The sequence below is a fragment of the Actinomycetospora chibensis genome, from assembly GCF_028737215.1.
GTDB classification, from domain to species: domain Bacteria; phylum Actinomycetota; class Actinomycetes; order Mycobacteriales; family Pseudonocardiaceae; genus Actinomycetospora; species Actinomycetospora chibensis.
The window spans coordinates 31,248-57,825 of record NZ_JAQZAM010000001.1; the positions used below are offsets into that span (position 1 = coordinate 31,248).

The window sequence follows — 26,578 nt, forward strand, 5'->3', positions numbered from 1 at the left end:
TTCCGCCCCTCCGAGGGCGGAAACCACTCACGTACCGGAGAGCTCGCGCAGGACGCGGCGCGGCCAGGCGGGGCCGCCGTAGACGAAGCCGGTGTAGGCCTGGACGAGCGTGGCGCCGGCGTCGAGCCGGGCGCGTGCCTCGGCGCCCGAGTCGATCCCGCCGACCGACACCAGGGTCAGCCGGTCCCCCACGCGCTCCCGCAGGCGCGCCAGCACCGCCCGCGCGGGCTCCACCAGCGGCGCGCCCGAGAGCCCGCCGGAGCCCGCGGCGCTGACGAGGTCGGGCGGCGAGGCCAGCCCGGCGCGCGCGACCGTCGTGTTCGTCGCGACGATCCCGTCGAGGCCCTGGGCCACCGCGAGGTCGGCGACGGCGTCGACCCCCTCGTCGTCCAGGTCCGCGGTGATCTTCACGAGCAGCGGGGTCGCGCCGACCTCGGAGCGCACCGCCGCGAGCAGCGGCTCGAGCGCGTCGACGCCCTGCAGATCGCGCAGGCCCGGGGTGTTCGGGGAGCTGACGTTGACCACCACGTAGTCGGCGTGCGGGCCGAGCACCCGCGCGGAGTACCGGTAGTCGGCGACGGCGTCCGTCGCGGTCTTGGAGCGCCCGATGTTGACCCCGACCACGGTCCCGGCGCCCCGCGCGCGGACGGCGGCCAGGCGCGCGGCGACGACGTCGGCGCCTGCGTTGTTGAAGCCCATCCGGTTGATCAGCGCCCGGTCGGCGGGCAGCCGGAAGAGCCGCGGCCGCGGGTTCCCGGGCTGCGGGCGGGCGGTCACGGTGCCGACCTCGACCGCCCCGAACCCCAGACGCGCGAGCCCGCGCACGCCCTCGGCGTCCTTGTCGTAGCCCGCCGCGACCCCGAGCGGGTTGGCGAAGCGCAGGCCCATCGCCGTGACCGGAGCCGACACCTCACCGGCCGGGAGCAGCGGCGTCGCCGCCCGGAGCGCCGTCACCCCGACCCGGTGGGTGAGCTCGGCGGGCACCCGGGTCGCGACGTGACGGAAGAGCAGGTCGTACGGGTTCATGCTCCCGCGGCGTCCGCTCCGGCCCGGTGGTACTGCGCGTGCAGCCGGCGCAGGGCCGTCACACCGCGCGCCGCGTGGCCCCGGTCGACGGCCTGGAGCGCCGAGATCGTCAGGTACTCGTCGTCGGGCAGGTCGAGACGGGCGAACTGGGCGCCATCGGGGAAGCTCACCGCGACGACCTCCGACCAGGGCATCCGGCGCGTGAGGATCGTCGCCCGCACCTCGACCCCGCCCGGCCCGGCCCGCAGGCGCGGGCGGGTGAACAGCAGGGCGCAGCCGGCGAGGATCGTGCCGAGCACGACCATCGCGATCTGGTCGGCGGGGCGGAAGTTGAAGCCCGAGGACTCGACGAACACCAGCAGCGCGCCGACGCCGAAGAACGCGAACAGGAACACGGCCACGCCCCAGGCCACCCAGCGGATGCGCACGGGGCGGACCTCGAGCTCGACCTCGCCGATGTCGACCGGCTCGACGGGCGCGGTCACGTCGCCAGCCCCCGCAGCGTCAGCGCCGCGTCCAGCGCCGCGACGGTGGCCTCGAAGCCCTTGTCCTCGGTCGACGTCGGGGTGCCCGCGCGCTCCCAGGCCTGCTCCTCGGTCTCGACGGTGAGCACGCCGTTGCCGACCGGGGTGCGGGCGTCGAGCCCCACCCGGAGCAGGCCCGCGGTGACGGTGTCGCAGACGTAGTCGAAGTGCGGCGTCGATCCGCGGATGACGACACCGAGCCCGACGACGGCGTCGTGACCCTCGGCGAGGCCCTGGCAGACGACCGGGAGCTCCATCGCGCCGGCCACGTGGACGACGGTCGGCTCGGACACCCCGGACTTCGCCGCGGCGTCGCGGGCCCGCTCGAGCAGGACGTCGGTGATCGCCGAGTTCCAGCGCGTCACCGCGATGCCCAGGCGCAGGCCGGAGGCGTCGGGGACGGAGGCGTCGGGACGCCCGGTGCCGCTCACGAGCGCCCACCCACCGCCGGCCGGTCGGTGTCGGCGGGCTGCGCCACGACACCGTCCTCCTCGCCGTCGAGGCCCTCGAGGTCGTGGCCCATGCGGTCGCGCTTGGTGCGCAGGTAGCGCAGGTTCTCGGGCGTCGCGCGGGAGGGCAGCGAGACGCGGCCGAGGATCTGCAGGCCGTAGCCCTCGAGCCCGGCGCGCTTCTCGGGGTTGTTGGTCAGCAGACGCATGCTCGTGATGCCCAGGTCGGCGAGGATCTGGGCGCCCGTGCCGTAGTCGCGAGCGTCCGCGGGCATGCCGAGCGCGAGGTTGGCGTCCACGGTGTCCGCCCCGGCGTCCTGGAGCTGGTAGGCCTGCAGCTTGTGGATCAGGCCGATCCCCCGGCCCTCGTGGCCGCGCACGTAGAGGACGACCCCGCGGCCCTCGGCGACCACCGCGGCCATGGCGGCGTCGAGCTGGGGACCGCAGTCGCAGCGCCGCGAGCGCAGGACGTCGCCGGTGAGGCACTCGGAGTGCACGCGGACCAGGACGTCCTCGCCGTCGCCGAGATCGCCGTGGACGAGGGCGACGTGCTCGATGCCGTCGAGCAGCGAGTCGTAGCCGTAGGCCACGAACTCGCCGTGGTCGGTGGGGATGTTGGCGTGCGCGACCTGCACGACCTGCTTCTCCGACCGGCGCCGGTAGGCGATCAGGTCCTTGATCGTGATGAGCGAGAGCTCGTGCTCGTCGGCGAAGACCTGGAGCTCCTCGAAGCGCGCCATGTCGCCGTCGTCCTTCTGCGAGACGATCTCGCAGATCGCGCCGGCGGGCTCCAGCCCGGCCAGGCGCGCCAGGTCGACCGCGGCCTCGGTGTGCCCGGGGCGGCGCAGGACGCCGCCGTCGCGGGCGCGCAGCGGCACGAGGTGCCCGGGGCGCGCGAGGTCGGTGGGCCCGGACTCCGGGTCGGCCAGCACGCGGATGGTGTGCGCGCGGTCGGTGCCCGAGATGCCGGTGCCGATGCCCTCGCGGGCGTCCACGGACACGGTGTACGCGGTGCCGTGGCGGTCCTGGTTGATGGAATGGGCCGGCGGGAGGTCCAGCCGGTCGCACGCCTCGCCGGTCAGCGGGACGCAGATGTAGCCCGAGGTGTAGCGCACCATGAACGAGACGAGCTCCGGCGTGGCGTGCTGCGCCGCGAACACGAGGTCGCCCTCGTTCTCGCGGTCCTCGTCGTCGACGACGACGACGGCCTTGCCCGCGGCGATGTCGGCGATCGCCCGCTCGATGTGCTCGAAGCCGTCCACGAACTCCTACTTCCCCTGCGATGTGCCGGCCTGGAAACCCACGAGCCGCTCCACGTACTTGGCGACCACGTCCACCTCGAGGTTGACCGTGGATCCCACGGTGCGCTCCCCCAGGGTCGTCTCCCGCAGCGTGGTCGGGATGAGCCCGACGGCGAACGAGTCGTCGTCGACCTCGGTGACGGTCAGGCTCACGCCGTCCACGGCGATCGAGCCCTTCTCGACGATGTAGCGGGTGAGATCGTTCTCGACCCGGAACCGCAGCGTCGTCCACTGCGCGTGCTCGGTGCGCTCGACGACGGTGGCCGTGCCGTCGACGTGGCCCTGCATGATGTGCCCGCCGAGGCGGTCGCCCGCGGCCACGGCCCGCTCGAGGTTGACGCGCGTCCCGGCCGTCGCGCCCGCCAGGCTGGAGCGGCGAAGCGTCTCGCCCATGACGTCGACGCCGAACTCGTCGGAGGTCGGTTCGGTGACCGTGAGGCACACGCCGTTGACGGCGATGGAGTCCCCGGGGCGGGCGTCGGAGATCACCAGGGGGCCGCGCACGCGCAGGCGCGCCGCGTCGTCCTGTCCGACGACGCCGACGATCTCGCCGATCTCCTCGACGATCCCCGTGAACACTGCGGTCTCCTCGCTGGCTGGTCCGGACGACGCTGCCCGCCCGCCATCATCCTCACGACGTCGTCACCCGGCAGCACCACCGTCGTGACTCCGATCTCACCCCACGCCGAGGTGGACGGACGCCGCCGCGGCCTGGGCGCGCAGCGCCTCGACGGCCTTGTTCGGGTCGTCGGCGCCGTAGACCGCCGAGCCGGCGACGAAGCAGTCGACGCCCGCCTCGGCCGCCTGCTCCACCGTGCTCGCGCTGATCCCGCCGTCGATCTCCACGAGCACGGTCAGGTGCCCGGTGTCGACCAGGCGCCGCGCGGTGCGCACCTTCTCCAACACCTCGGGCATGAAGCTCTGCCCGCCGAAGCCGGGCTCGACGCTCATGACGAGCAGGGTGTCGAAGTCGCGCAGGACCTCGACCCAGTCCTCCAGCGGCGTGCCGGGCTTGATCGACAGCCCGGCCAGGGCGCCCGCCGCCCGGATGTCCCGCGCGCAGCCGCGGGGGTCGTGGGCGGCCTCCGCGTGCACGGTGACGTTGCGCGATCCGATCTCGGCGTACCCGGGGGCCCACCGGTCGGGGTCGTCGATCATCAGGTGGCAGTCGAGCGGGATGGGGGTCGACCGTCCCAGCGCCTCGACCACGGGCAGCCCCAGGGTGAGGTTGGGGACGAAGTGCCCGTCCATGACGTCGACGTGCAGCCAGTCCGCACCCGGGACCGCGGCCGCCTCCTCCGCGAGCCGCGCGAAGTCCGCGGACAGGATGCTCGGGGCGATCATCGGGGTGCGGGACACGTGACGCATGGTAGTGGCCCGTGCGACGGTCGCGGCGTCAGGCGGTCAGGAGGCCGGCGACCTGCCATCCGGAGACCCCGAGCCCGAGCACCCGGCGGAACGGGTTCACCCCGCGGACGAGCTCGTCGAGCCCCCACACGAGCAGCGCCCCGCGTCCGACGAGCACCAGCGTCTCCGCGACGGCGGGATCGGGTACCACGAGGCGGACCACCAGGGCGAGCAGGAAGACCACCAGGGCGGGGTTCGGCCACTGCCCGACGACCCACGGCGCGGAGCCCGGCCCGCCCCGCGTGCGGTCGGCGAGCCACCAGTCGAGGACAGGCCTCACCGCTTGCGCAGGACCGCGGCGTACATCGCGTCGGTGCCGTGGCGGTGGGGCCAGAGCTGGATGCCCGGCGCGCCGTCCGGCAGCCCCGTGTCGGGCACCTCCGGCAGCAGCGCCGGGGTGTCGAGCACCTCGGCGCCGGTCTCCGCCGCGACGGCGGTGACGACGGCGGCGGTCTCGTCGGGGTGCGGCGAGCACGTCGCGTAGGTGACGACGCCGCCCGGGCGCGTGCGCTCGAGTCCGGCGCGCAGGAGCTCGCGCTGCAGCGCCGTGAGCTCGGTGACGTCGTCGGGCAGGCGGCGCCACCGGGCCTCGGGACGCCGGCGCAGCGCGCCGAGACCCGTGCAGGGGGCGTCGACGAGCACGCGGTCGTACGCGGCCTCGGGCAGCGCGAGCTCGCGGGCGTCGCCGGTGTGGACCCGCACCGGCAGGCCCTCGGTCGCCTGCTCGACGAGCCGGGCGCGGTGGGGGGCACGGTCGACGGCGTCGAGGGTCCCACCCTCGATCGCGACGAGCGCCCCGAGCATCACGGCCTTGCCGCCGGGCCCCGCGCACAGGTCGAGCCATCGGGTGTCCTCACCGTCCACCGGTGCGCGCGTGGCCAGGAGCGCGACCAGCTGGCTGCCCTCGTCCTGGACCACGGCCAGGCCCTCGCGGACCGGCGCCAGCTCCCCGGGGTCGCCGCCCTCGGTGAGCAGGACGCCGTAGGGCGAGTAGGGCGACTCCTCGCCGCCGGTGATCGCGGCGAGCTCCTCGGCGGAGATCTCCCCGGGACGGGCGGCGAGGTGCACGGCGGGGCGGGCGTCGTCGGCGGCGAGGGCGGCTGACAACTCCGTGAGCTCCTCCTCACCCCCGAGGGCACGCGCGAAGACCTCGGCGATCCACCGCGGGTGCGCGTGGGTGAAGGCGAGCCGCCCCAGGTCGTCCGACGGCGCGAGCCGCTCCACCCACGCGGCCTCGGTGTGCTCGGCGACCTTGCGCAGCACGGCGTTGACGAAGCCCGTGGGCCGCGATCCGGCCCGGGCGCGCACGAGCTCCACGGCCGCGCCGACCGCGGCGTGCGGGGGGATCCGGGTGCGCAGCAGCTGCTGGGCGCCCAGCCGCAGGGTGTCGAGGACGACGCCGTCGAGGCCGTCGATCGGGCGGTCGACGCAGGCACCGAGGACGGCGTCGAGCAGGCCCTGGGCCCGGCAGGCGCCGTAGGCGAGCTCGGTGGCCAGCGCCGCATCCCGCCCGGAGATCCGCCGCTCGCGCAGCAGGGCGGGCAGGACGAGGTTCGCGTAGGCGGCGTCCTCGCGCACGGCGCGCAGCGTGTCGAGGGCGGCCTCGCGGGCGGGGTCGCCGGTCGGCGGGCGGTTCGGGCCCTGGCGGCCGCGGGGCGGCCCGCTGCGCCGCTTGTCGTCCCGCTTGCGGGGCCCGCGACCCGACCGGTGCCCGCCGGGCGGGACGGAGCTGTCGGTCATCGATACCCCGTCGCTTCGCTCGCCCCGGTCATCGGGACCCCGTCGCTTCGCTCGCCCCGAACCGCTCCCCCGGCTCCGGGCGCACGCCGCGCGCCCAGTCCACGGCGGGCATGGGGCGCTTGCCGCCGGGCTGGACGTCGCCGAGCGCGACCGCGGCGCCAGCCGTCCCGACGAGGACGCGGCCGCGCTCCACGCGGATCGCGCCAGGGTCGAGCCCGCCCTCGCCGGTGGTCAGCACGGGGCCCAGTTTGAGCCGGGCCTCGCGGAAGGTCGTCCACGCCCCGGGGGCGGGCGTCACCGAGCGCACGAGCCGATCCACGGCGGGCGCGGGGTGGGTCCAGACGACGCGGGCGTCGTCGACGGTCACCTTGGGGGCGTAGGACACACCGTCGACCGGCTGGGGCACGGGCGACAGCGTGCCGTCGGCGATGCCGTCGAGGGTGTGCTCCAGCAGGACCGCGCCCGACTCGGCGAGGCGGGCGAGCAGCACGCCGGCGGTGTCGTGGCGGCCGATCTCCTCGGTGACCGTCCCGTACACCGGCCCGGTGTCCATGCCCTCCTCCAGCGCGAACGTGCTCGCCCCGGTGACCTCGTCCCCGGCGCGGATCGCGGCCTGCACCGGCGCGGCCCCCCGCCAGGCCGGGAGCAGGGAGAAGTGCAGGTTCACCCAGCCGTGGACGGGGATGTCGAGGGCCTCGCGGCGCAGGAGGTTGCCGTAGGCCACCACGGGGCAGCAGTCGGGCGCGAGCGCGCGCAGCTGCTCGAGGAACGCGGGCTCGGAGGCCTTCACCGGGGTCAGGACCGGGATCCCGGCCTCGTCGCCCAGGGCGCCGACGGGACTGCGCTGCGGATGCTTCGACCGCCCGACCGGGGCGTCCGGGCGCGTCACGACGGCGACGACCTCGTGGCGGGCGCTCGCGAGAAGACCGCGCAGGGCGGGCAGGGCGGGCTCGGGGGTGCCCGCGAAGACGACGCGCACGTCTCAGGTGGCCCGTCCGAAGAGGGGGTGCGGGCTCGTCTTCACCCTCGGCGGCGCCGCCGGGTCGAACCACGGCGCGCGGCGGATCTCGGCCATCGCCTCGCGCCGCGTCTCGGGGTCGAGCTTGTCGAGGAAGAGCACCCCGTCGAGGTGGTCGGTCTCGTGCTGGATGGCGCGGGCGACCAGCGCGGTGCCCTCGACGGTCTGCGGCTCGCCGTGGAGGTCCCAGCCGGAGGCGACGACGTGCTCGAAGCGGCGGCAGTCGAAGCGCAGCCCGGGGATGGACAGGCAGCCCTCGGGACCGAACTGCTCGGTGTCGTCGGCGGCGTTCCACGTCGGGTTGACCATGTGTCCCTCGACCCCGTCGGCACGGAAGACGAACACCCGCAGGCCGACGCCGATCTGCGGGGCCGCGAGCCCGGCGCCGCCCTCCTCGCGCATCGTCTCGTGCAGGTCCGCGACGAGGGTGCGCAGCTCGCGGTCGAAGTCGACGACGGGCTCGGCCTTCGTGCGCAGGATGGGGTCGCCGAACAGGCGCAGGGGCTGGGCGGTCATCGGTCCTCTCGGCGGGAGACGAGGCGGAGCAGTGCTCGACGACCCGTGGAACGGGGCTTCGACCGTCCAGTCTAGGGAGTGTCGACGCTCAGGGCTTCCAGTCGGGGTCGCGGCCGATGAGCCCCAGCAGCCGGGTCTGCGCGTCGGCGTCGTCTCCCACCGGCACCCGCGCGCCGAACTGCCCGGAACTGCGCAGGACCTCCTCCATCTGTTCCATCCCCTCGACGAGCGGGACGGTGACGGCGGGGTCGAGGCGATCGTCCTGGCCGGTCGCGCGGGCCAGGTCCCAGGTGTGCATGAAGACGTCGGTGGTGTAGATCCGGTCCACCATCGCCGCGAGCTCCATCGTGCCCATGTGCGGGTTCTCGATCGTCCGTCCGGCGACCTCCGGGTCGTCGAGGAGGGCCTGGATCGCCGCGGCGTGGGCGTCCCAGGCGCCGACCGGGTCGTCCGCGGGGTCGGGGCCCGGGGGCAGCGTCACGCCGACCCCGTGCAGGAAGCCCGCGGACCACGTCGTCAGGTGGCCGACGACGTCGCGCGCGGTCCACTCGGGCACCGGCGTCGGCACGTCCCAGTCGGCCACGCCGTGCACCCGATCGGTGAAGACCGCGGCGATGCTGCGGTGGCGGTCGGCGGGGGTCTCGGTGGTCATGATCGCCTCCTCGCGTTCAACCTGTTGGTTGAATACTGGCAGGCGGCAGCCGGATCGACAAGGGGCTCGGGACTACAAGGGGTCGAGCGGGTCGAGCAGCACGCGGACCGGCTCGCGCTCCTTGCGCGCCGAGCGCACGGCCTGGGCGGCGTGCAGCTCGCGGGCCAGCGTGCGGCCCTCGGTGCGGGGGACGCGGACGAGGCAGCGCTCGGCGCCCTCGGTGCGCTCCTCGGCGCCCGGGAGCTTCGTGCCCGGCGGGAGCTCGACGGGGCCCAGCACCTCGACGTCGTCGGGCAGGGCCGCGAGCAGGTCGGCCACCGCGGGGGGCGGGCCGTCGACCGCCGCCAGGCGCATCGCCGGCGGCAGCGACAGCTCGGTGCGCGAGGCGAGCTCGGTGGCGGCGTGCCCGACCGGGTCCCAGCGCACGAGCGCCTGGACCGCGGCCGTCGAGGACTCGGCGATCACGACCACGCGCCCGCCCTCGGACGCCGGCCGCACGAGGGCAGCCGCGCCGAACCAGCGTCGCAGCGTCTCCTCCCCCGCCCGCAGCTCGGGCCGGGCGAGCAGCACGGCGCCGTCGAGCAGCAGCGCCGCGCCGTAGCCGCCGTCGGCGATCGGCTCGGCGCCCGGCGTCGCGACGACCAGGGCGGGCCCGCCGGGCACGGTGTCGAGCACCGGCGCCCCGCCGCCGGAGCTGCGCACCACGGTCTGCGGGAAGGCGCGGCCCAGTTCCTCGGCGGTGCGGGCCGAGCCGACGGCCAGGGCGCGCAGCTGGGGCGAGCCGCAGGCGCCGCAGCGGTAGGCGGCGTCGGGGGTCCCGCACCAGCGGCACGTCGGCACCCCGTCGGCACCCGCCGGCAGCGCCATCGGACCCGCGCAGCGGCGGCAGCGCGCGGGCTCGCGGCAGCGGGCGCAGGCCACGGCGGGCAGGTAGCCGCGGCGCGGGACCTGGACGAGCACCGGCGCGCCGGCAGCGAGGGCCGCCCGGGCCGCTTCGAACGCCACGCCCGGCATGCGGGCCGCCCGCGACGCGGGATCGCGCAACAGCTGGCGGTCGTCCTCGCCGATCGAGGTGACCCGGGGCCCGCGGGCGCGGACTCCTGCGCGGTCGGCGACGACGTCGTGGGCCCAGCCGCTCGCGACGAGCAGGGCGGCCTCGGCGGTGCGCGCGAAGCCCGCCACGAGCAGCGCGGCGCCGTCGCGGTGCGCGCGGGTCATGGCCACGTCGCGGGCGTGGGGGTAGGGCGCGCGGGGCTCGGCGAGCGTGTCGTCGCCGTCGTCCCACACCGCGATCAGGCCCGGGTCGACCACCGGCGCGAACGCGGCGGCGCGGGTACCGACGACGATGCGCACCTGCCCGCGCGCCACGGCCAGCCAGCGCCGGTAGCGCTCGGCGGGCCCGAGGTCGGCGGCGAGGGCGACGACGGCGTCCGCGCCCGCCACGGCCTCGCAGGCGGCCTGGACGCGGTCGAGGTCGCGGCGGTCGGGCACCACGAGCACCGCGCCCCGCCCGGCCGCGGCCGTGGTGGCGGCGGCCTCGGCGAGCCGGGCGGGCCACTCCTCGCCCGGCAGGGCCTGCCACACGGCGTGCGCGGGCCGGTGCGCCGCGAGGGCCTCGAGGAGCGCCGGCCCCCGGGGGTAGGCGCCCCAGCCGTGCTGCTCCGGTGCCTCCGGGGCCGGCCGCTCGGCCGGCGTCTCCGCCTCGACCCGCGCGTGACGGGGCGGCACCGCGAGGCGCAGGACGTCGGCGAGCGTCCCGGCGTAGCGGTCGGCGACGGCCCGGCAGAGCCCGGCGAGCTCGGGGCCGAGGACCGGTTCCGGGGAGACGACCTTCTCCAGCCAGCCCAGGCGGCCGGTGTGCTCGCTGGTGTCCTCCCGCGCGAGCACGAAGCCGTCGACCAGCCGGCCGGCGAACCGCACCCGCACCCGCGCGCCGGGGACCGCCTGGTCGGCGAGCTGCTCGGGCACCTGGTAGTCGAACGGCCGGTCGAGGTGCGCGAGGTTCACGTCGACGGCCACCTGCGCCACCGGGCGCTCGGTGGCGGGCAGGCGCTCGTTGCGCAGGGGCTTGCGAGGCTTCTTCTCCGCCGGCGCGGGCTCGGGTTCCGGCGCGGGCGGGCGCTCGGGCGCGGCGAACAGCGCGTCGCCCGCCTCACCCACCGTCACGACCTCACGTCTACCAGAGCGGTGCGACGCGCCCGGACGCCGGAGCAGCCGGAGCGCGCCTCGGTTCCGGCGAAGGGAGCCGCTCGCCGCTCTAGCCACGTGAAGGGCACCTTCGCGCGGAATCGGTGATCGCGCGTCGGTTCGGCGAAGGGAGCCGCTCGCCGCTCTTGCGGCGCGAAGGGCACCTTCGGCCGGAACCGGAACCCGGCGCCGCCCCCCGACGCACGACGTCCCGGCACCTCGAGGTGCGAGGTGCCGGGCCGTCGTGCGTCCGGCTCGCGAGGATGCGGAAATACTCGCGGTCAGTGCAAGCGAGGACGCAGGGCTTGCACCGGGAGGTGCAGTTCTAGGTCGCGATCGACTTCAGGGCGTCGGCGCGGTCGGTGCGCTCCCAGGGGAGGTCGAGGTCGTCGCGGCCGAAGTGGCCGTACGCCGCGGTCGGCTGGTAGATCGGGCGCAGCAGCTGAAGGTCGCGCACGATCGCGCCGGGGCGCAGGTCGAAGACCTCGTGGATGGCCTTCTCGATCTTGGCCGGGTCGACCTGGGCCGTCCCGAAGGTCTCGACGAACACGCCCACGGGCTCGGCCTTGCCGATCGCGTAGGCGATCTGGACCTCGACGCGCTTGGCCAGGCCGGCGGCCACGATGTTCTTGGCCACCCAGCGCATGGCGTACGCCGCGGAGCGGTCGACCTTCGACGGGTCCTTGCCCGAGAAGGCACCGCCGCCGTGGCGGGCGTAGCCGCCGTAGGTGTCGACGATGATCTTGCGGCCGGTCAGGCCGGCGTCGCCCATCGGGCCGCCGGTGACGAAGCGGCCGGTCGGGTTGACCAGGACGCGGGTGTTCGACGAGTCGAGGTCGATCCCCTCGAGCACCGGGTTGATGACCTTGGACTTGATGTCCGGGGTCAGCAGGTTGTCCAGGTCGATGTCGGCCGCGTGCTGCGTCGACAGGACCACGGTCTCCACGCCGACGGGCTTGTCGTCGTCGTAGGCGATGGTGACCTGGGTCTTACCGTCCGGGCGCAGGTAGGGCAGCGTGCCGTCGCGGCGGACCGCGGTGAGCTTGCGCGCCAGGCGGTGCGCCAGCCCGATGGGCAGCGGCATGAGCTCGGGGGTGTCGGCGTCGGCGTAACCGAACATCAGGCCCTGGTCGCCCGCGCCCTGTCGCGCGATCTCGTCCTCGGAGCCCTCGACGCGGGTCTCGTAGCCCTCGTCGACACCCTGCGCGATGTCCTTCGACTGGGCGCCGATGGAGATCGACACACCGCAGCTCTCGCCGTCGAAGCCCTTGGCCGACGAGTCGTAGCCGATGTCGAGGATGGTCTTGCGGACGACGTCCACGTAGTTGACCTGGGCGTTGGTGGTCACCTCGCCGGCGACGTGCACCTGGCCCGTGGTGACCATCGTCTCGACCGCGACGCGGCTCTTCGGGTCCTGCGCCAGCAGAGCGTCCAGGATGCCGTCGCTGACGGCGTCACAGATCTTGTCCGGGTGGCCTTCGGTGACGGATTCGCTGGTGAACAGACGCCTAGCGGGCACAATTTCTCCCTGCCTCGACAATGGGACCCGTCCACACTAACGGCATCCCGCCGTGACGCGGCGTCGCTGACCTGCCTGAATGCCACGCCTGTCACAGAACGGTTGTGTTCATGGACAGCTCGTGAGATTGGCCCGATCAGCGCAGTCGCTGCGCCACGGCGTCCCACACCCGCGCCGAGAGGGCCGCCTTCGACCCCATGGGCAGGGGCTCCGAGGTGCCGTCGGCACCCAGGAGCCAGCCCTCGTTGTCCTCCATCTCGAACGCCCGTCCGGCGCCCACGGCGTTGACCACGAGCAGGTCGCAGCCCTTGCGCTCGAGCTTGGCCCGTCCCAGGTCGAGCACGCTGCTGTGCTCGTCACCGGTCTCCGCGGCGAAGCCCACGACGAGGCGTCCGGGGACGTCCTGCGCGACGAGGTCGCGGAGGATGTCGGGGTTGCGCGTGAGGGGGACCGACGTCGGCTCGCCGTCCCCTTTCTTGATCTTCGCGGTGGCGAGGTCGGTGGGCCGGAAATCGGCCACGGCGGCGGCCATCACCACGACGTCGGCGGCCTTCGCGGCGTCGAGCACGGCCTCGCGCATCTCGCGGGTGGTCTGCACCCGGCGGACGTCGACCGCGGCGGGCGGATCGAGGTCCGCGATCGTGCCGGCGACGAGCGTCACATCGGCGCCGCGCTGGGCCGCGACCCGGGCCAGCGCGTACCCCTGACGGCCCGACGAGCGGTTGCCCAGGGTGCGCACGGGGTCGAGCGGCTCGGCGGTGCCGCCGGCCGAGACGACCACGCGGCGGCCCTCGAGGTCCCGCGGCAGCGGGAACGGCTGGTCGTCCGTCAGACCCCACTCGAGCAGGAGGCGGGCGAACTCGGCGATCTCGGCGGGCTCGGGCAGACGCCCCGGGCCGGAGTCGGCGCCGGTGAGCCGGCCGGAGGCGGGCTCGAGGACGACGGTGCCGCGGCGGCGCAGGGTGGCGACGTTGTCGACGGTCGCCGGGTGCTCCCACATCTCGGTGTGCATCGCGGGGACGGCCAGCACCGGACATCGCGCGGTGAGCAGCGTCGAGGTCAGCAGGTCGTCGGCGCGCCCGTGCGTCATCCGGGACAGCAGGTCCGCGGTGGCGGGCGCGAGCACGACGAGGTCGGCACGCCGCCCGAGGGCGACGTGCTCCACCTCGGCGACGTTCTCGAACACCCCGGTGAGCACGGGGCGCCCGGAGAGCGCCTCGAACGTGGCGGCCCCGATGAACTCCAGGGCCGCCCGGGTGGCCACCACCTGGACGTGGTGGCCGGCCTCGCGCAGGCGCCGGAGCACCTCGCAGGCCTTGTAGGCGGCGATGCCGCCCGAGACCCCGAGAACGATCTCCCGGGGTCGGGTGGACTCCTCGGTCACTCGCCCTCGGTGTGCTCGAGCAGGCCGGCGTGGATCTCGCGCATGGCCACCGACAGCGGCTTCTCGCGCGGGCCGGGCTCGACGAGCGGGCCCACGTACTCGAGGAGGCCCTCGCCCAGCTGGGCGTAGTAGTCGTTGATCTGGCGGGCGCGCTTGGCCGCGTAGATGACCAGCGCGTACTTCGAGCTCACCGTCTCCAGCAGCTCATCGATCGGAGGGTTGGTGATGCCCTCCGGCCCCTCGATGATGCCGGATCGTCCGATGGGAATGCTCACTCGCTCGCTCCTGCGGGGGTGGCGCCGGACTCAAGACCGGTCCGGCGGGTCGGTGCGGTCCCCCGACCTGCACGGCTGACGGGAGGACCGGCGCTCAACTCTACCAACCGGTGCGCGGTCTCCCCGACGTCGTGGTTGACGACGGTGACGTCGAACTCGCTGGCCGCGGCCAGTTCCTCGCGCGCGGTCGCCAGACGGCGGTCGACGACCTCCGTGGCCTCGGTGCCGCGACCGATCAGCCGGCCGACCAGCACCTCCCACGAGGGAGGCTCGAGGAACACGAACAACGCGTCCGGGCGCTGCTCACGCACGGCCCGGGCCCCGGCGAGGTCCAGCTCGAGCAGGACGGGTTCGCCCCGCGCGAGGTGCTGGTCCACCGGAGCCCGTGGCGTGCCCGAACGGTGCATGCCGCGGTGGATCTCCGCCCACTCGAGCAGCTCGCCCTCGGCGATCATGCGGTCGAACTCCTCGGCCGTGACGAAGTGGTAGTCACGACCGTCGACCTCGCCGGGGCGCGCGGCTCGGGTGGTCGCCGAGACGCTGAACCACAGCGGCGCGGCGATCCGTCGCAGTTCCGCGACGACCGTGCTCTTGCCGACCCCCGACGGCCCGGCCAGCACCATCAGCCGACCGGGCCCGTGCGTCGGGGGTGCGGTCACCGGCTCACTCGCCGGAGAACTCGTCGAGCAGGGCCTTGCGCTGCCGCTCCCCCAGACCGCGCAGGCGACGGCTGGGTGCGATCTCCAGGCGCTCCATGATCTGCTGGGCGCGCACCTTGCCCACGCCCGGCATGGCCTCGAGCAACGCCGAGACCTTCATCTTGCCGAGCACCTCGTCCGAGTCGGCCTGCTCGAGCACCTCGGAGAGGCTGGTGCCTCCACGCTTGAGGCGCTCTTTGAGCTCGGCCCGGGCACGGCGAGCGGCGGCGGCCTTCTCGAGCGCCGCGGCCCGCTGCTCCTCGGTCAGCTCGGGTAATGCCACGTTCTCCTCCGAAGGTCGTGACGACGGGCTCCGGTCGGGTGTGACCGGCTCCCGTGGTGGCGTATTGGCTTGCCCAGTGATGGCGAACGTACCCCCCGCGGCCCGCTCCGACAGTCCGTGGGGCGGGAGTGTCCGCAGGTCGGACGGCTGTGGCGCCCACCGGCTCGTGATCGTCCGATCAGCGGCGTCACACGGCCGGGCTACCCCGTCAGCGACCCGTTCAGCGCTCCGACCGCAGCTCTCAGCGCTCCGAGGTCGGGGCCGGCGGTGAGGACCTCCCGGGCGCTGACGGGCACGACCGGTCCGGTGCCGCCGCCGAGCGCGTCGGTCGCGCCGAACGCGGCCGCCACGTCGGCGGGCGTCCCACCCTGCGCGCCCAGCCCCGGGACGAGGACGGGGCCGTCGAGGGCGGAGAGGTCGAGACCGTGGTCGCGGCCGGTGGTGCCCCGGGTCAGCCCGACGACCGCGCCGGCAGACCCGTCCCCGGGGCCGTCGCGGTGCGCCGCGTTGTGCTCCGCGAGGGCGTCGATCACCGACTGGGCGACCTCGCGCATACGGCGCCCACCACCCGGGGTGTCCGACCCACACGACCCCGCGACCCGCGCCTGCGCCGCCTGCACGCCCGCGGCCTCGGGGTTGGACGTCCGCGCGAGCACGAACACGCCGCGCCCGGTGGCGACCGCGAGGTCCAGGGCCGGGGCGAGGGAGCCGACGCCGAGGTAGGGCGAGAGCGTCAGGGCGTCGGCGGCGAGCGGAGCGTCGTCGGCCAGCCAGGCCCGGGCGTAGCCGGCCATCGTCGAGCCGATGTCGCCGCGCTTGGCGTCCGCCACCGTGAGCACGCCGGCCTCGCGGGCGTCGGCCAGCGTGCGCTCGAGGGCCGCGAGCCCGGCGGCGCCGTACACCTCGTAGAGCGCCACCTGGGGCTTGAGCAGCGCCACGTGCCCGGCGAGCGCCTCGACCACGCCCCGGGAGAAGCGCTCCACCCCGGCGGCGTCGGCGTCCAGGCCCCAGGCCGTCAGCAGGCCGGGGTGCGGGTCGATGCCGACGCAGAGCGGGCCGTGGGCCGCGACCGCCTCGCGCAGCCGGTGACGGAACGGGGCTCTGCCGACCGGGCCCTGGCTCATGGGGCTGGGGCTCACGAGCCGGCCACCCCCGCGGGCTGGGGCACCTCGACCGTGAGGGTCGCCGCGTCCCGGGCGCGCGCCTCGGCGAGGCGGGCGTGCAGAACCTGCAGCGACGTCACCCCGACCTCGCCGCGGATCGCCGCCTCGACGGCCTGCACGGCAGCCGCGGCCCCCTGGACGGTGGTGACGCACGGGACGCCGACGTCCAGGCAGGCGGCGCGGATCTCGTAGCCGTCGATACGGGGCCCGGAGTGACCGACCGGGGTGTTGACCACCAGGTCCACCTCCCCGGCGACGATCCGGTCGACGATCGTCGGCAGGCCGTCGCCGCCCTCGAAGTGCTTGCGCACGACCTCGCACGGGATGCCGTTGCGCTCCAGGACGCTCGCCGTCCCGGCCGTCGCGAGGATCGCGAAGCCGAGGTCGGCGAGCCGCTTCACCGGGAAGATCAGCGAGCGCTTGTCACGGTTCGCGACCGAGACGAACACGTGGCCCGACACCGGCAGCGGCCCGGCGGCCGCGGCCTGCGCCTTGGCGAACGCGATGGAGAACGCGCGGTCGATACCCATGACCTCGCCGGTGGACTTCATCTCCGGGCCGAGCAGGGAGTCGACGCCACGGCCGTCGGGGCGGCGGAACCGGTGGAAGGGCAGCACCGCCTCCTTCACGGCCACGGGGTGCTCGCGGGGCAGGTCGGTGCCGTCGCCGACCGCGGGCAGTTGGCCTTCCTCGCGCAGGCCGGCGATCGTGGCGCCGAGCATGATCCGCGAGGCGGCCCCGGCGAGGGCCACGCCCGTGGCCTTGGAGACGAACGGGACCGTCCGCGAGGCGCGGGGGTTCGCCTCGAGCACGAAGAGCACGTCGTCCTTGAGCGCGTACTGCACGTTCATCAGCCCGCGCACCCCCAGCCGGCGGGCCAGGGCGACGGTCGACTCCCGCACGGTCGCGAGCTCGGCGCCCCCGAGCGTGATCGGCGGCAGCGCGCACGACGAGTCGCCGGAGTGCACCCCGGCCTCCTCGATGTGCTCCATGACCCCGCCGAGGTAGACCTCGCCGTCGGCGTCGCAGAGGGCATCGACGTCGATCTCGATGGCGTCGTCGAGGAAGCGGTCGACCAGCACCGGGTGGTCCGGGGTGACCTCGGTGGCGCGGGCGATGTAGTCGGCCAGCGTGGCGTCGTCGTAGACGATCTCCATGCCCCGCCCGCCGAGCACGTACGACGGGCGCACGAGCACGGGGTAGCCGATCGACGCGGCGATCTCGCGGGCGCCGTCGAAGCTGGTGGCCATGCCGTACGGCGGGGCGGGCAGCCCCGCGTCGTCGAGCACACGCCCGAACGCACCGCGGGACTCGGCGAGGTCGATGGCCGCGGGCGGCGTGCCGACGACCGGCACCCCGGCGGCCTCGAGGCCCGCCGCGAGCTTCAGCGGCGTCTGCCCGCCGAGCTGGACGACGACCCCCACGAGGCCCGCCCCCCCGAGCCCGCTGACCTGCTCCGCATGCACCACCTCGAGCACGTCCTCCTCGGTGAGGGGCTCGAAGTACAGGCGGTCGGAGGTGTCGTAGTCGGTCGAGACGGTCTCGGGGTTGCAGTTGAGCATCACGGTCTCGAACCCGGCGGCGCGCAGGGCGAACGCCGCGTGCACGCACGAGTAGTCGAACTCGATGCCCTGGCCGATCCGGTTCGGCCCCGAGCCCAGGATGATGACCTTGGGCCGCTCGGTCTGCGCCACGACCTCGGTCTCGGCCGCGGGATCGGACTCGTACGCGGAGTAGTGGTACGGGGTGCGGGCCTCGAACTCCGCGGCGCAGGTGTCGACGGTCTTGTAGACCGGGCGCACGCCGAGGCGGTGGCGCAGGGCGCGCACGCCCGTCTCCCCCGCGAGTTCCGGGCGCACGGCCGCGACCTGGGCGTCCGAGAGCCCGGCGCGCTTGGCACGGCGCAGCAGCGCCTCGTCGAGCACCGGTGCGTCGGCGATCTCGTCGCGCAGCCCGACGAGGCCCTCGATCTGCTCGACGAACCACCCGTCGATGCCCGACGCCTCGGTGACCTCCTCGACGCTCGCCCCGAGCCGCAGCGCACGCTCGACGGCGTAGAGCCGCCCGTCGCGCGGCAGGGAGGCCTGGTGCAGGGCTTCCTTCACGTCCTCGTCGGGGTCCGGGAGGGTCCAGAACCCGCCGGCCGTGGTCTCCGCCGACCGCAGGGCCTTGTTGAGGGCCTCCGGGAAGCTGCGGCCCAGCGCCATCGCCTCGCCGACCGACTTCATCGTCGTGGTCAGCGTCGGGTCGGCGCCCGGGAACTTCTCGAACGCGAACCGCGGCACCTTGACCACGACGTAGTCCAGCGTCGGCTCGAAACTCGCCGGCGTCTCGCCCGTGATGTCGTTGGTGATCTCGTCGAGGGTGTAGCCGACGGCGAGGCGGGCGGCGATCTTGGCGATCGGGAAGCCGGTGGCCTTCGAGGCCAGCGCGCTCGAGCGCGAGACGCGCGGGTTCATCTCGATGACGACCAGGCGCCCCGTGGTCGGGTGCACCGCGAACTGGATGTTGCAGCCGCCGGTCTCGACGCCGACCGCGCGGAGCACGGCGATGCCGGTGTCGCGCATGACCTGGTACTCGCGGTCGGTCAGCGTCATCGCGGGCGCGACGGTCACCGAGTCGCCGGTGTGCACGCCCATCGGGTCGACGTTCTCGATGGAGCACACGACGACGACGTTGTCGGACCGGTCGCGCATCAGCTCGAGCTCGTACTCCTTCCACCCGAGCACCGACTCCTCGATGAGCACCTCGTGCACCGGGCTCGCCGACAGACCCGTGCCGGCGAGGCGCTCGAGCTCGTCGTGGGTGTACGCGAGACCGGAGCCGAGTCCGCCCATCGTGAAGCTCGGCCGGATGACCACCGGGAGGCCGACCTCGGCGACGGTGGCCCGCACCTCGGCCATCGAGTGGCAGACCTCGCTGCGGGGGACGTCACCGCCGAGCGACCGGACGATGTCCTTGAACTTCAGCCGGTCCTCGCCGCGCTGGATCGCGTCGATGTCGGCGCCGATCAGCTCCACGCCGTAGCGCTCGAGCACCCCGGCGTCGTGCAGGGCGATCGCGGCGTTGAGCGCGGTCTGGCCGCCCAGGGTCGCCAGCAGCGCGTCGGGCCGCTCCACCTCGATGACCTTGGTGAGGTACTCGACGGTGATGGGCTCGACGTAGGTGGCGTCGGCGATCTCCGGGTCGGTCATGATCGTCGCCGGGTTCGAGTTGACGAGGCTGACCCGCAGGCCCTCCTCGCGCAGCACCCGGCAGGCCTGGGTGCCGGAGTAGTCGAACTCCGCGGCCTGGCCGATGACGATCGGCCCGGAGCCGATGACCAGGACGTGGTGGATGTCCTCGCGGCGCGGCATCAGCGGTTTCCCATCATGTCCGCGAAACGGTCGAAGAGGTCGGCCGCATCGTGCGGACCCGCCGCGGCCTCCGGGTGGTACTGGACGCTGAAAGCGGGGACGCCCTCGCAGGTCAGGCCTTCGACGGTGCCGTCGTTGGGGCACGAGTGGCTGAGGTGCACCCGCCCGAACGGCGAGTCGACGCGCTCGCCGGGCGTGCCGGCGACGGCGAAACCGTGGTTCTGGCTGGTGATCGCCACCGTGCCGTCCGTGTGGTCGACGACGGGGACGTTGATCCCGCGGTGGCCGTAGCGCATCTTGTACGTCCCGAGGCCCAGGGCGCGGGCGAGGATCTGGTTGCCGAAGCAGATGCCGAAGAGCGGCACCTCGCGGCGCAGCACCTCCTCGGTGAGGGCGACGGCGTGCGCGGCGGCGGCCGGGTCGCCCGGGCCGTTGGAGAGGAAGACGCCGTCGGGGGCACCGTCCAGGAGTTCGTCGATCGACGCCGACGACGGCAGCACCCGCGTCTCGATCCCGCGCTCGGCGAGCATCCGCGGGGTGTTGGCCTTGATCCCCAGGTCGAGGGCCGCGACCCGCGCACGCGTCGGGCCGGTGGCCGCGACCGTGTAGGGCTCCCTGGTGCTCACCGCGCCGGCGAGGTCGGCGCCGGTCATCTCGGGGCTGTCCAGCACCGCGGCGCGCATCGAGGTGGGGTCGGCCAGCGCGTCGCCGGAGAACAGGCCGGCGCGCATCGAGCCCGCCTCGCGCAGGCGGCGGGTGATCGCGCGGGTGTCGACGCCCGCGAGCCCGACGACGCCCTGGCGGGCGAGCTCCTCGCCGAGGTCGGCCGTCGAGCGCCAGTTGGACGGGCGGCGGGCCGGGTCGCGGACGACGTAGCCCGCGACCTGGATGTGCGCCGACTCGTCGTCGTCGTCGTTCCACCCGGTGTTGCCGATGTGCGGGGCCGTGGCCACCACGATCTGGCGGTGGTAGCTCGGATCGGTGAGCGTCTCCTGGTAGCCGGTCATCCCGGTGGCGAACACCGCCTCGCCCAGCGTGCGACCGCGGGCGCCGAAGGCCTCACCGCGGTGCATGCTGCCGTCCTCGAGGACGAGCACCGCGTCCTCCCGGCTCGTGCCGGCCTGACTCATTCCTGCACCTTTCCGTCCTGCACCGTCCACCGGCCCCGCAGCATGGTGTGCACCACCGAGACCGGCATCTCCATCCCCTCGTACGGGGTGTTCGTCGCGCGGCTGGCCAGCGCCGCGCCCCGCACCGTCCAGGCGGCGTCGGGGTCGACGAGCGTCAGGTTCGCGGGCTCCCCCGCCGCCAGCGGCCGTCCCTGGTCGGGCAGGCCGGCGATCCGCGCGGGGGCCTCGCTGCACACCCGTGCCACGCCGCGCCAGTCGAGCAGACCCGTGGTGACCATGGTCGCGACCACCACCGGCAGCGCGGTCTGCAGTCCCAGCATGCCGGGCCGGGCGGCGGGCCACTCGCAGTCCTTGGCCTCCACGGCGTGCGGGGCGTGGTCGGTGGCCACGCAGTCGACGGTGCCGTCGGCCAGCGCGCGGCGCAGGGCCTCGGTGTCGGCCACCGGGCGCAGCGGCGGGTTGACCTTGTGCACCGGGTCGTAGTCCTCGGCCGCCGCGTCGGTGAGCAGCAGGTGGTGGGGGGTGACCTCGGCCGAGACGGTGAATCCGTTACCGGCGTCCATCGACTCCCGCGCCCACCGCAGGATCGCCGCCGAGCGGGCGGTCGAGAGGTGGCAGACGTGGAGGCGCGCCCCGGCCGCCGAGGCGAGCATCACGTCGCGCGCGATGATCGACTCCTCGGCCGTGGGGTCCCAGCCGGTGAGCCCGAGCCGCGCCGCCACCGGACCCTCGTGGGCCTGCGCGCCGATCGTCAGGCGGTGGTCCTCGGCGTGCTGGGCGACCACGGAGCCCAGGGCCCGCGCGTACTCGAGGGCCCGGCGCATGATCAGCGGGTCGTTCACGCAGCGGCCGTCGTCGGAGAACATCCGGACCCGCGCCGGGGACGCGGCCATCATCCCCATCTCGGCGAGCTTCGCGCCCTCGAGGCCGACGGTGACCGCGCCGACGGGGTGCACGTCGACGAGCCCGACCTCGCGGCCGCGGCGCCAGACGTGCTCGACGACCACCGGAGAGTCGGCCACCGGATCGGTGTTCGGCATCGCGAAGACGGCCGTGTAGCCCCCGAGCGCCGCGGCGGCCGAGCCGGTGTCGACGGTCTCGGCCTCCTCGCCGCCGGGCTCGCGCAGGTGGGTGTGCAGGTCGACCAGCCCGGGCAGGGCGATGAGGCCGTCGGCGTCGACGGTCTCGTCGGGGTCATCGACGGCCTCGACGAGCACCCCGTCGCGGACGTACAGGTCGGTGGGGTCCTCGCCGTAGGGGCGGACGTTCCTCAGCTTGATCGTGCTCACGCCACGTCCTCCCCGGCGAGCAGGTGGTACAGGACGGCCATCCGCACGTGCACCCCGGCGGTGACCTGGTCGGAGATCGCGGCGCGGCTCGAGTCGGCCACGGCGCTCGCGATCTCCATGCCGCGCACCGCGGGCCCGGGGTGCAGGACGACGGCGTGGTCGGGCAGCCGGTCGGCACGGGCCTCGGAGAGCCCGAAACGGATCGCGTACTCGCGGGCCGACGGGAAGAACCCGCCGTGCATCCGCTCGGCCTGCACCCGCAGCATCATCACCGCGTCGGGGCCACTCGTGAGGACGGCGTCGAGGTCGTGGCTGATCTCCACCGGCCAGCCGGCGACACCCACCGGGAGCAGGGTCGGCGGCGCCACCAGCGTCACGCGCGCACCGAGCGTGGCCAGCAGATGCGCGTTGGAGCGCGCCACCCGGCTGTGGAGGATGTCCCCGACGACGGCGACGTGCGCCCCCTCCACCCGGCCGAGGCGCGCACGCAGGGTCGCCGCGTCGAGCAGGGCCTGGGTCGGGTGCTCGTGGGTCCCGTCGCCGGCGTTGACCACCGCGACGTGACCCTCCGCACCCAGGTGCGAGTGCGCGACGTGGTCCAGCCAGGCCGCGATGCGGTGCGGGGCGCCGGAGGCGGGGTGCCGCACGACGAGGCAGTCGGTGCCCGCGGCGGCCAGCGTGGAGGCCGTGTCGCGCAGGGACTCGCCCTTGCTCACCGAGGACGCGCTGGCCGAGACGTTGATGGTGTCGGCGCTCATCCACTTGCCCGCGACCTCGAAGGACACGCGCGTGCGGGTGGAGTTCTCGTAGAACAGCGTGACGACGGTGCGCCCGCGCAGCGTGGGCAGCTTGCGCACCGTGCGGCCGGTGAGCGCCTGCTCCATGTTCGCCGCGGTGTCCAGCAGGGCCACGGCCTGCTCGCGGCGCAGGCCGTCGGTGGAGAGCAGGTGGCGCAGTCCGATGCCCGTCCCGGTCGACGTGTCCGTACCGGTCATCGCAGGCTCACCCCGTCCTCGCCGTCGACCTCGACCAGGCGCACCGCGACGTCCTCGGTGCGGTTGGTCGGGACGTTCTTGCCGACGTAGTCCGCGCGGATCGGCAGCTCGCGGTGGCCCCGGTCGACGAGCACGGCGAGCTGGACCGCACGCGGGCGGCCGTGGTCGCGCAGGGCGTCGAGGGCGGCGCGCACGGTGCGCCCTGAGAACAGGACGTCGTCGACCAGCACCACCACGGCGTCGTCGATCCCGACGGCCGGGATCTCCGTCTCGGCGAGCGCGCGCGTCGGGCGCAGGCGCAGGTCGTCGCGGTAGAGCGTGGGATCGAGGGTGCCGGTCGGCACGGTGGCCCCGGTGATCTCACCGATGCGCTCGGCGAGCCGGCGGGCGAGGAAGGTGCCCCGGGTCGGCAGACCGAGCAGGACGACCCGGGCGGTTGCGCCATCGGGGGCATTGCGTTCGATGATCTCGTGGGCGACGCGGGCGACGGTGCGCGCGAGGTCTGCCGCCGAGAGGAGCTCGCGCTCACCCTCGGCACCCGCTGCATCCGACCCGGGCTCGCCCCGGCGCCGTGACGGCACGCGGGTGACCCTCCTTCTCCGCCTCGCGGGACGGCTCTTAAAGGATGTCGATCAGGACGTTTCCCAACACTATCAGCGACGACGGGGCCCCTCGGTGCCGCCCAGGGGATGTTCCGGACCGGGACGGCCCGGCCCGGGCACTACGCCCCGTGGTCCGTGTCCGGACGGAGTGCCACGAGCCACACCGGCCACGATCCGTGAGATCCCGGCTTGACCATGTGACGACCTGAGGCGCATCATCACTCTCTGTATCGACTTCGCTGGGTGCACGGGCGGGGCGAGCCGGGCGACGCGAGAGGACGGGGTGTCCGCCAGATGGGTGACTACGCGAAGGCGCTGGGGTCAAAGCTCCGGGGCATCCGCCAGCAGCAGGGTCTGTCCCTGCACGGCGTCGAGCAGAAGTCCGGCGGACGGTGGAAGGCCGTCGTCGTCGGTTCCTACGAGCGCGGTGACCGCGCGGTGACCGTCCAGAAGCTCGCCGAGCTCGCCGACTTCTACGGCGTGCCCGTGGCGGAGCTCCTGCCCGAGGGTCGCGTGCCCTCCGGGTCCGAGCCCGCGGCCAAGATCGTCATCAACCTCGAGCGCCTGCAGCAGCTGCCTGCCGAGAAGGCCGGCCCGCTCGCGCGCTACGCCGCGGCGATCCAGAGCCAGCGCGGCGACTACAACGGCAAGGTCCTCTCGATCCGCAACGAGGACCTGCGCTCGCTCGCGATCATCTACGACATGAGCCCGGGCGAGCTGTCCGACCAGCTCGTCGACTGGGGCGTCCTCCCGCCCGAGGCCCGCATCGCGCGCGCCCTGGACGAGTAGCGACGACCTATCCGGCGGTGGGCTCGTCGTCGGCGGGCGGGGCGTCCGGGCCCGCCGGCGCGAGCTCCACCCCGGCGGGCACCTCGACGCGGTCGGGGCTCGGCGGGGGGACCGTCCCGGGACGTCCCGAGGACACCCCGGCGAGCACGCCGTTGACGAACCGCGGCGAGTCGTCGGTCGACAGCTCGCGGGCGAGGTCGATGGCCTCGTCGATCGCGACCGGGTCGGGCACGTCGTCCGAGTGCAGGATCTCGTAGACACCGATCCGCAGGATCATGCGGTCGACCGCGGGCATGCGGGCCATCGTCCACCCGCGCGCGTACGACCCGATGACCTCGTCGATGCCGTCGCGGTGGGCGATCACGCCCTCGACGAGCGACTGTGCGAAGTCGGACACCGGCGGCGCGTCCGCGCCGGCGATGCGGCGGGCGAGCACCTCCTGCGGGTCCTCACCGCGCGCCTCGGATTCGAACAGGATGTCCAGCGCCCGCTTCCGGGCCTTGGACCGGGAGCCCTTCCGCGCCTGGGGTGCGGTCACCTCAGCTGCTCACGCGGCCCAGGTAGCGCCCGTCGCGGGTGTCCACCTTGACCCTCGTACCGGTCTCCAGGAACAGCGGGACCTGGATCTCCGCACCGGTGGAGACGGTGGCGGGCTTGGTGCCGCCCGTGGAACGGTCGCCCTGCAGGCCCGGGTCGGTCTGCGTGATCTCGAGCTCGACCGAGGCCGGGAGCTCGATGTAGAGCGGGGCGCCGTCGTTGAACGACACCTGGACCTCCTGGTTCTCCAGGAGGAAGCGGGCCTGGTCGCCGACCGTCTGCTCGGGGATCGGGATCTGCTCGTAGTCCGCGGCGTCCATGAAGATGAAGTCGGCGCCGTCGCGGTAGAGGTAGGTCATGTCGCGGCGGTCGACGTTCGCGGTCTCGACCTTGGTGCCGGCGTTGAACGTCTTGTCGACCACCTTGCCGGTCATGACGTTCTTCAGCGTGGTGCGGACGAAGGCACCGCCCTTGCCGGGCTTGACGTGCTGGAACTCGGTGACGGTCCAGAGGTTGCCGTCGATCCGCAGCACGAGGCCGTTCTTCAGGTCGTTCGTGGTCGCCACGGTGACGCTCTCTCCTACGGTTCGTCTCGGGACTGGGGAACGAGGTCCCGGGGGCTCTGCGTGAGGGCGGCGGCACCGTCGTCGGTGACGACGAGCGTGTCCTCGATCCGGACCCCGCCCCGCCCGGCCAGGTAGACCCCCGGCTCGACGGTGACCGTCATCCCTGCCTCCAGGGTAGCGGTCGCGGTCGACGACACCGCCGGAGCCTCGTGGATGACGAGGCCGACGCCGTGCCCGAGGCCGTGGACGAACTGCTCGCCGAACCCCGCGGCCGTGATGACGTCCCGCGCGGCGGCGTCGACGTCGCGGGTCGCGACCCCGGGGGCGAGGGCGGCGCGCCCGGCGGCGGCGGCCTCCGCGACGAGGTCGTGCAGGTCGCGCTGCCAGGCCCCGGGCACCCCGACGACCAGGGTGCGGGTCATGTCCGAGTGGTAGCCCTCGACGAGCGCGCCGAAGTCCATGGTCAGGAGGTCGCCGTCGGCCAGCGGCGCGTCGGTGGGCCGGTGGTGCGGGATCGCAGCGTGGGCGCCCGCGGCGACGATGGTGTCGAACGACGGCCCCTCGGCGCCCGCCTCGCGCATGCGCTCCTCGAGGTCGCGGGCCACCTCGCGCTCGGTGCGCCCGGCCCGCAGGCCGCCGGCGGCGATCATCCCGGCGAGGGCGACGTCCGCGGCGGCGCAGGCCTGGCGCAGCGCGTCGACCTCGCCCGCGTCCTTGACCGCCCGCAGCGTCTCGACCAGACCCGGGGCGCGCCGCAGCTCGCCGTGCGTCAGCGCCGCCGTCAGCTCGGCGTGGCCGTCGACGGTGACGTGGGCGCTGTCGAAGCCGACCGCGCCGTGCTCCCCGTCGGCGCCGAGGAGTCCGGCGGCGCAGGCGCGGGTGACGAGGACGCGCAGGTCCGGCGTCTCGTGCGCGGCCTGCTGGGTGTAGCGGCCGTCGGTGGCGAGGACGGTGCGGTGCTCGCCCCGGTCCGCGTCGTCGCCAGCGTGCACCAGCACCGCGGCGTTGGAGCCCGTGAAGCCGGTCAGGTAGCGGACGTTGACCAGATCGGTGACCAGCAGGGCGTCGAGATCCGCCCTGCGCAGCAGGTCACGCAGCGCGTCGCGGCGCCGGGCGTGCCCGCCCGGCGCCCGTTCGGGACGGGTGGGCTCCACGCCCGTCAGCCTAGGTGA

The 26,578-nt window shown here is 74.5% G+C and carries 27 protein-coding genes; 1 reads left to right on the forward strand and 26 read right to left on the reverse strand.

The features are described 5' to 3' along the window. Positions 1-27: 27 nt before the first annotated feature. The 23 genes from PH189_RS00165 to pyrR form a co-directional block, all read right to left on the reverse strand. A complete protein-coding gene (locus PH189_RS00165; RefSeq protein ID WP_274186715.1) occupies positions 28-1,026 on the reverse strand; it encodes a quinone-dependent dihydroorotate dehydrogenase in 999 nt (332 codons plus the stop codon). After that, positions 1,023-1,511, reverse strand: coding sequence for a PH domain-containing protein (locus PH189_RS00170; protein WP_274186716.1), 489 nt, complete (start codon positions 1,509-1,511; stop codon positions 1,023-1,025). Before PH189_RS00170 ends, PH189_RS00165 begins: the two co-directional genes overlap by 4 nt. Next, positions 1,508-1,981, reverse strand: coding sequence for a 6,7-dimethyl-8-ribityllumazine synthase (gene ribH / locus PH189_RS00175; RefSeq protein ID WP_274186717.1), 474 nt, complete (start codon positions 1,979-1,981; stop codon positions 1,508-1,510). Before ribH ends, PH189_RS00170 begins: the two co-directional genes overlap by 4 nt. Next, on the reverse strand, positions 1,978-3,261 hold the full coding sequence (locus tag PH189_RS00180; RefSeq protein ID WP_274186718.1) for a bifunctional 3,4-dihydroxy-2-butanone-4-phosphate synthase/GTP cyclohydrolase II: 1,284 nt from the start codon (positions 3,259-3,261) through the stop codon (positions 1,978-1,980). The genes ribH and PH189_RS00180 overlap by 4 nt, the downstream gene beginning before the upstream one ends. Positions 3,262-3,267: 6 nt before the next feature. Next, positions 3,268-3,879 carry a riboflavin synthase gene (locus tag PH189_RS00185; protein WP_274186719.1) on the reverse strand — a complete coding sequence of 204 codons (612 nt, stop codon included), beginning with the start codon at positions 3,877-3,879 and terminating at the stop codon, positions 3,268-3,270. Between the two features lie 96 nt (positions 3,880-3,975). Further along, positions 3,976-4,644: a ribulose-phosphate 3-epimerase gene (rpe, locus tag PH189_RS00190; protein WP_274187144.1), complete on the reverse strand. Its 669-nt coding sequence runs from the start codon at positions 4,642-4,644 to the stop codon at positions 3,976-3,978. 52 nt (positions 4,645-4,696) lie between these two features. After that, complete coding sequence (locus PH189_RS00195; protein ID WP_274186720.1) at positions 4,697-4,987, reverse strand: hypothetical protein; 291 nt, start codon at positions 4,985-4,987, stop codon at positions 4,697-4,699. Beyond that, positions 4,984-6,447, reverse strand: a complete 1,464-nt coding sequence (locus tag PH189_RS00200; RefSeq protein WP_274186721.1) for an RsmB/NOP family class I SAM-dependent RNA methyltransferase — start codon at positions 6,445-6,447, stop codon at positions 4,984-4,986. The genes PH189_RS00195 and PH189_RS00200 overlap by 4 nt, the downstream gene beginning before the upstream one ends. Positions 6,448-6,475: 28 nt before the next feature. Further along, positions 6,476-7,426: a methionyl-tRNA formyltransferase gene (locus tag PH189_RS00205; protein ID WP_274186722.1), complete on the reverse strand. Its 951-nt coding sequence runs from the start codon at positions 7,424-7,426 to the stop codon at positions 6,476-6,478. A 3-nt stretch (positions 7,427-7,429) separates the two neighbouring features. Further along, positions 7,430-7,981 (reverse strand): peptide deformylase, encoded by a 552-nt coding sequence (gene def, locus PH189_RS00210; RefSeq protein ID WP_274186723.1) that lies wholly within the window; start codon positions 7,979-7,981, stop codon positions 7,430-7,432. A gap of 88 nt (positions 7,982-8,069) precedes the next feature. Further along, a complete protein-coding gene (locus PH189_RS00215) occupies positions 8,070-8,633 on the reverse strand; it encodes a TIGR03086 family metal-binding protein (protein WP_274186724.1) in 564 nt (187 codons plus the stop codon). A 72-nt stretch (positions 8,634-8,705) separates the two neighbouring features. Next, positions 8,706-10,793, reverse strand: a complete 2,088-nt coding sequence (locus tag PH189_RS00220; RefSeq protein WP_274187145.1) for a primosomal protein N' — start codon at positions 10,791-10,793, stop codon at positions 8,706-8,708. Between the two features lie 352 nt (positions 10,794-11,145). Then, the gene (gene metK / locus PH189_RS00225) at positions 11,146-12,342 is read right to left on the reverse strand and encodes a methionine adenosyltransferase (protein WP_274187146.1); all 1,197 of its coding nucleotides are present in this window, start codon (positions 12,340-12,342) and stop codon (positions 11,146-11,148) included. Between the two features lie 133 nt (positions 12,343-12,475). Beyond that, entirely contained in the window at positions 12,476-13,723 is a 1,248-nt protein-coding gene (gene coaBC, locus PH189_RS00230; RefSeq protein ID WP_274186725.1) for a bifunctional phosphopantothenoylcysteine decarboxylase/phosphopantothenate--cysteine ligase CoaBC, read from the reverse strand. Further along, complete coding sequence (gene rpoZ / locus PH189_RS00235; RefSeq protein ID WP_274186726.1) at positions 13,720-13,998, reverse strand: DNA-directed RNA polymerase subunit omega; 279 nt, start codon at positions 13,996-13,998, stop codon at positions 13,720-13,722. The genes coaBC and rpoZ overlap by 4 nt, the downstream gene beginning before the upstream one ends. Next, the gene (gmk, locus tag PH189_RS00240; protein ID WP_274187147.1) at positions 13,995-14,621 is read right to left on the reverse strand and encodes a guanylate kinase; all 627 of its coding nucleotides are present in this window, start codon (positions 14,619-14,621) and stop codon (positions 13,995-13,997) included. Before gmk ends, rpoZ begins: the two co-directional genes overlap by 4 nt. 40 nt (positions 14,622-14,661) lie before the next feature. Beyond that, entirely contained in the window at positions 14,662-14,979 is a 318-nt protein-coding gene (mihF, locus tag PH189_RS00245; protein ID WP_133830239.1) for an integration host factor, actinobacterial type, read from the reverse strand. A gap of 200 nt (positions 14,980-15,179) precedes the next feature. After that, positions 15,180-16,103, reverse strand: a complete 924-nt coding sequence (gene pyrF / locus PH189_RS00250; RefSeq protein ID WP_274187148.1) for an orotidine-5'-phosphate decarboxylase — start codon at positions 16,101-16,103, stop codon at positions 15,180-15,182. An 11-nt stretch (positions 16,104-16,114) separates the two neighbouring features. Next, complete coding sequence (gene carB / locus PH189_RS00255) at positions 16,115-19,498, reverse strand: carbamoyl-phosphate synthase large subunit (RefSeq protein ID WP_274186727.1); 3,384 nt, start codon at positions 19,496-19,498, stop codon at positions 16,115-16,117. Further along, complete coding sequence (gene carA / locus PH189_RS00260; RefSeq protein ID WP_274186728.1) at positions 19,498-20,628, reverse strand: glutamine-hydrolyzing carbamoyl-phosphate synthase small subunit; 1,131 nt, start codon at positions 20,626-20,628, stop codon at positions 19,498-19,500. Before carA ends, carB begins: the two co-directional genes overlap by 1 nt. Next, entirely contained in the window at positions 20,625-21,917 is a 1,293-nt protein-coding gene (locus PH189_RS00265; protein WP_274186729.1) for a dihydroorotase, read from the reverse strand. Before PH189_RS00265 ends, carA begins: the two co-directional genes overlap by 4 nt. Continuing rightward, positions 21,914-22,873, reverse strand: coding sequence for an aspartate carbamoyltransferase catalytic subunit (locus PH189_RS00270; protein WP_274187149.1), 960 nt, complete (start codon positions 22,871-22,873; stop codon positions 21,914-21,916). Before PH189_RS00270 ends, PH189_RS00265 begins: the two co-directional genes overlap by 4 nt. Before the next feature lie 35 nt (positions 22,874-22,908). After that, positions 22,909-23,493: a bifunctional pyr operon transcriptional regulator/uracil phosphoribosyltransferase PyrR gene (gene pyrR / locus PH189_RS00275; protein WP_274186730.1), complete on the reverse strand. Its 585-nt coding sequence runs from the start codon at positions 23,491-23,493 to the stop codon at positions 22,909-22,911. A gap of 315 nt (positions 23,494-23,808) precedes the next feature. Here pyrR and bldD point away from each other — a divergent pair, with 315 nt between their 5' ends. Next, a complete protein-coding gene (bldD, locus tag PH189_RS00280) occupies positions 23,809-24,303 on the forward strand; it encodes a transcriptional regulator BldD (RefSeq protein WP_274186731.1) in 495 nt (164 codons plus the stop codon). 7 nt (positions 24,304-24,310) lie between these two features. Here the strand turns inward: bldD and nusB are convergent, their stop codons facing one another. The 3 genes from nusB to PH189_RS00295 are packed head-to-tail and all read right to left on the reverse strand — an operon-like array spanning position 24,311 to position 26,560. Beyond that, positions 24,311-24,841, reverse strand: a complete 531-nt coding sequence (gene nusB / locus PH189_RS00285) for a transcription antitermination factor NusB (RefSeq protein WP_274186732.1) — start codon at positions 24,839-24,841, stop codon at positions 24,311-24,313. 1 nt (position 24,842) lies between these two features. Then, positions 24,843-25,406 carry an elongation factor P gene (gene efp, locus PH189_RS00290; RefSeq protein ID WP_274186733.1) on the reverse strand — a complete coding sequence of 188 codons (564 nt, stop codon included), beginning with the start codon at positions 25,404-25,406 and terminating at the stop codon, positions 24,843-24,845. Between the two features lie 14 nt (positions 25,407-25,420). After that, entirely contained in the window at positions 25,421-26,560 is a 1,140-nt protein-coding gene (locus tag PH189_RS00295; protein ID WP_274186734.1) for a M24 family metallopeptidase, read from the reverse strand. Between the last annotated feature and the right edge of the window lie 18 nt (positions 26,561-26,578).

Coding starts and splice junctions, on each gene's coding strand:
- pyrF (WP_274187148.1), bottom strand. CDS start 16,103: ATGAGCCAGGGCCCGGTCGGCAGAGCCCCGTTCCGTCACCGGCTGCGC.
- carA (WP_274186728.1), bottom strand. CDS start 20,628: ATGAGTCAGGCCGGCACGAGCCGGGAGGACGCGGTGCTCGTCCTCGAG.
- carB (WP_274186727.1), bottom strand. CDS start 19,498: ATGCCGCGCCGCGAGGACATCCACCACGTCCTGGTCATCGGCTCCGGG.
- PH189_RS00165 (WP_274186715.1), bottom strand. CDS start 1,026: ATGAACCCGTACGACCTGCTCTTCCGTCACGTCGCGACCCGGGTGCCC.
- gmk (WP_274187147.1), bottom strand. CDS start 14,621: ATGGTGCTGGCCGGGCCGTCGGGGGTCGGCAAGAGCACGGTCGTCGCG.
- PH189_RS00215 (WP_274186724.1), bottom strand. CDS start 8,633: ATGACCACCGAGACCCCCGCCGACCGCCACCGCAGCATCGCCGCGGTC.
- bldD (WP_274186731.1), top strand. CDS start 23,809: ATGGGTGACTACGCGAAGGCGCTGGGGTCAAAGCTCCGGGGCATCCGC.
- def (WP_274186723.1), bottom strand. CDS start 7,981: ATGACCGCCCAGCCCCTGCGCCTGTTCGGCGACCCCATCCTGCGCACG.
- rpe (WP_274187144.1), bottom strand. CDS start 4,644: ATGATCGCCCCGAGCATCCTGTCCGCGGACTTCGCGCGGCTCGCGGAG.
- PH189_RS00200 (WP_274186721.1), bottom strand. CDS start 6,447: ATGACCGACAGCTCCGTCCCGCCCGGCGGGCACCGGTCGGGTCGCGGG.